Annotated in this window: 1 protein-coding gene; it reads left to right on the forward strand. The window is 40.0% G+C overall.

Translation table 11 applies throughout. The features are described 5' to 3' along the window. Positions 1-1871 (forward strand): hypothetical protein (locus CHB68_RS18660; protein ID WP_179213236.1); only part of this gene is annotated, 1871 nt, incomplete at both ends.

The following is a 1871-nucleotide window of genomic DNA, read 5'->3' on the forward strand; positions in this document are numbered from 1 at the left end:
CCTTCGGACGGCCTTGTGGCCAAGAGCGACGAGGGACAGTACGTGTTCACAACGGCTAGTGGATGCGCCACCGTGCTCAACCTGAACGTTTCGGGTAGTTGTGACCCGGGCGATGCACCGGTCAGTGCAGAATGGAAAATAGGTGCGGCGCCATATGAGAACGGGCCTCAGGGACAGGATGTTTCCATAACCGCGGATGAAGGTCAGACCGTACGATTAAGTCTCTTGCCGAACCAAGTGAATGGAGTCAACTTAAGTTTTACGGTTACAGCGCCAAATGGTTCAAAGTTCGAAGAAATTGTAGGTGATTATATCATACAGAACATAAGCGCAACTCAGGCAGGAGCTTACTTGTTGGAGTCTTCACAAGGCTGTTCTGTGATCATCGATATTACCGTGAACGCATTTGATTGTAGTACTGTAGAAACGGAGTATCGAATTAATGGGACTGGTCAATATTTTACGGGAGAATCAGCTGTTACCATAGAACAGGGCAACAATCTTTTGTTGAGCATTATACCGAACGGGATTGCGTATTCCATAACCGGACCTAACGGCAACGACAAGGCGATGAACACCAATGATTTAACTTTAAGTTCACTATCATCAGCAGATTCCGGTACATATACTTTCACTACTGTGACAGGTTGTATAGAAACTTTAGAATTAACTGTATCTACGCCAGATTGTTCTGCAGTTATGACTGAATATAGGATTAATGGTAGTGGCGATTATATTGTAGGTGAAAGCACATTAACAATAAATGAAGGCTCCACCCTACTCTTAAGTATAATACCAAATGCAACTCCTTATAGTATTGTTGGCCCTAACGGGAACAATAAACCATTAAACGTAACCGATTTAACGTTAAACAATATGAGCCTAGCGGATGCAGGCATCTATACTTTCACAACAAGTGGTGGCTGTGAAGTTACATTAGATATAACTGTTGATGTTTTTGATTGTACACCAGTACAGACGGAATATGAGATAAATGGCGATAATAACTATATACTTGGAGCAACTTCTGTTGATATTGTTGAAGGGAGCACCTTACTATTAAGCATATTTCCAAATGGAAACCCTTACTCCATCACTGGACCCAATAATAACAACAAGGCTTATAATTTACAAGATTTAACAATTCCCAATATTAGTGCGGCAGATGCTGGGACTTATACTTTTAGTGCTTCGCCAAGTTGCCAAGTGACATTAGACGTCAATGTAAATCCAATAGACTGTGGCGTTGTTGAAACTGAATACGATATAAACGGTAGTGGAAATTTTGTTACTGGAGCATCAACAATTATAGTTACCGAAGGAGATTTCTTAGAACTGAGTATTCAACCAAATGGAGCTCCTTATTCATTCTCTATAGACGGACCAAACAACAACAATAAGCCATTAAATTTTGAAGACTTATTAATTTCAAATATTACAGTAGCTGATGAAGGCTTATATACCTTTACCACTTCCGACAATTGTGTTGTAACTTTAGATGTCAGCGTTGAAGCAGCTAATTGTTCATTGGTTCAAACAGAATATGAAATTAATGGCGATTTAAATTACATTACAGGTGAAAGTGTTGTAACTATAGAAGAAGGCAATACAATAGTATTGAGTATTGTACCCAATGGTCAACCATACTCCTTTTCTATTGCAGGACCAAATGACAACAACAAACCTTTAGATTTTCAAGATTTAACGATCTCTAATATTACAGAATCAGATGAAGGCATATATAATTTTACTACTGGGGCTGGATGTATGTTATCTTTAGAAATTATCGTTAACCCTGTAGGATGCAACTCCGCAGGGCTGCAGACAAGCTATAGCATCAACGGTGCAGCGGCGGTAACGGCACAGACTCA

This window comes from Maribacter sedimenticola, from assembly GCF_900188415.1.
GTDB classification, from domain to species: Bacteria; Bacteroidota; Bacteroidia; order Flavobacteriales; family Flavobacteriaceae; genus Maribacter; species Maribacter sedimenticola.